The sequence below is a fragment of the Leucothrix pacifica genome (assembly GCF_003172875.1).
Taxonomy (GTDB): Bacteria; Pseudomonadota; Gammaproteobacteria; order Thiotrichales; family Thiotrichaceae; genus Leucothrix; species Leucothrix pacifica.
Genome location: NZ_QGKM01000132.1, coordinates 1 through 2,342 on the forward strand (window position 1 = coordinate 1; position 2,342 = coordinate 2,342).

Annotated in this window: 2 protein-coding genes; one reads left to right on the forward strand and one right to left on the reverse strand. The window is 45.3% G+C overall.

Annotation, left to right across the window (positions count from 1 at the left end; all coding sequences use genetic code 11):
• Positions 1–1,172 (reverse strand): ATP-binding protein (locus tag DKW60_RS23205; RefSeq protein ID WP_109840022.1); only part of this gene is annotated, 1,172 nt, incomplete at its 3' end.
• A 129-nt stretch (positions 1,173–1,301) separates the two neighbouring features.
• On the opposite strand from DKW60_RS23205, the gene DKW60_RS23210 reads away from it, so the two are divergent.
• Positions 1,302–2,342: a histone deacetylase family protein gene (locus DKW60_RS23210; protein ID WP_109840021.1), complete on the forward strand. Its 1,041-nt coding sequence runs from the start codon at positions 1,302–1,304 to the stop codon at positions 2,340–2,342.

A 2,342-nucleotide genomic window follows, 5' to 3' on the forward strand; every position in this document is an offset into this window, starting at 1 on the left:
CTACTCTTGACCATAGCTCGTAATTGATACAGGGCAACGCTGTTATGACTTTGGCTGCCTTTGTCTTTCACCATCGCCGATAATAACGATTCATTCAGGCTCTGGAATACTTCCTGATTGGGGTAGCCCAGCGTGTAGTAGGTTTGTCCGCCAACGCGCTGGCTGCTTTTGATGGTCAGGTAGCCGGTCTGAAACAGGAGTGCTTCGGTGTCCATTTGATCAACATCGAAACTGGATAACATGGCTGCACTGCTGAGTAGGTTGTCGAGTGTTAAGCTGGGTATTTGCCGTTTGAATAGGGTATTGATCAGGAATGTGGGTGTGCCGGTTTCAAACCAGTAGTTTTTAAACGTGCGATGTTTAAAGAACTGCAAGATATCAAAAGGGTTGTAAACACCTTCGCCCAGCCAGTTGTAGCCGTTGTACCAGCGGCGGATTTCATCCCTGTCTAAGCCATCGAGCTCTGCGGCAAAGATACTATCAATATCATGATCGGTGTAGCCGCACAGTGTTGAAAATTCAGGGACTAAGGTGATGTCTTCCAGATTATTCAAACCTGAGAACAAGCTAACTTTGGAGAATTTACTGACACCCGTTAAAAAGCTAAATTTGATGTGGGCGTCATAGTCTTTGATCGTGCCGTAGAATCCACGCAGGAAGTCGCGGTTAGCTTTGGCGATTTCTGGTGTTTGCAAGGCATCGAGAATAGGTTTGTCATATTCGTCGATCAGCACCACAACGGGCTGCTGGAATTTTTTATGCAATTGTACGATGAGGTCAGCGAATCGTCCTGTTGCGTGGTCAAATTGACGCGTCACTTCAAAGCGTTGTTCAAAGTGGCTGAGTTGGGTGTCAATGATATTTGATAGGCCATCTGCACTCAAAAAGTCTTCACTACCAAAACTGATTCGAAGTACAGGGTATTCAACTGACCAGTCCCATTTAGGGTGGATAGCTAAGTCTTGAAAAAGCGTTTGGTTTCCTTCAAAGAGTTCTTTGAGGGTGTCCAAAAAGAGGCTTTTTCCGAAACGGCGAGGGCGTGACAGGAAGTAGTGTGTGCCATTCTCGATTAGCGATAGAGCTAACTCCGTTTTATCAATGTAATAGTGATTACCTTGACGGATTTTGGAGAGGGTTTGAATCCCAATAGGTAGACTTTTTCGCTCTGTCATGGTGACCGTTTGGTATTGGCTAGGTGTCATCAGTTTATCACGGTGTATATACGGCTTCCATGTCAATGATTTGCTGGTTAATCTAACCATTACATCATCACTGAACTAGCAAACATAGGGACTTAAGTCATGAAAATAATCTACTCAGACCAACATTATCACCAGAGTCCCAAGCTGGAATTAGCAGGTGGTGATTTAGTCCCGTCATTTGAAAATCCCTCACGTGCTGAGCATGTTTTGGAGCGTGTGAAAAAGATCGGTTTAGGTGAAATTATCACACCAGATGAGTTTGGTTTGCGGCCTTTGTTAGCCGTTCACGACTCCGGGTATATCCGTTTTTTACAAACCGCTTGGCAAGAATGGACGGATGCAGGATTTAAGGGAGAAATCATTCCCTTATGCTGGCCTGCAGGACAAGCATCGGATGTATTGCCCCGACACATCAAAGGCAAGGTTGGTTATTACGCGCAGGGCACTGACAGCAATATTACGGATGGAACATGGATCGCTGCGTTAGCCGCTGCCCAATCTGCATTAACAGGGGCTGCATTGGTTTGTGACGCGGTAAAAAATGGGCATAAAACGGGTGCATTTTCACTAGGTCGCCCACCGGGACATCATGCTGCTAAGGCTTCTTACGGAGGCTATTCATTCCTGAATAATGCGGCAATTACGGCACAATATTGTCGTGATCAGGGTATTGAGAAAGTCGCTGTATTGGATGTGGATTTTCATCACGGCAATGGCACACAAGACATTTTTTATGATCGTGATGATGTGTTTTTCGCATCGATTCATGGTGATCCGATGGATAACTTTCCCTACTTCTGGGGGCATGCTTCAGAGTGCGGAACAGGGCAAGGTGAAAGATTTAATTTGAATCTTCCATTAGGTAATGGCACACAGTTTCAGGTATGGCGAGAGGCACTAAAAAATTGTCTTTCTGCTATAGATAACTTTGGTGCTGAGGTACTGATTGTGTCGCTGGGCGTTGACACGTTTGAAGAAGATCCGATTAGTGCCTTTAAGCTAAAAACGCCGGATTATTTAGTCATGGGAGCGGATATTGCGGACTTGGGCATCCCCACTTTATTCGTGATGGAAGGTGGTTATAACGTGGAGGCCTTGGGTGTGAATATGATCAATGTCCTAGTAGTGCATCATTTTTGA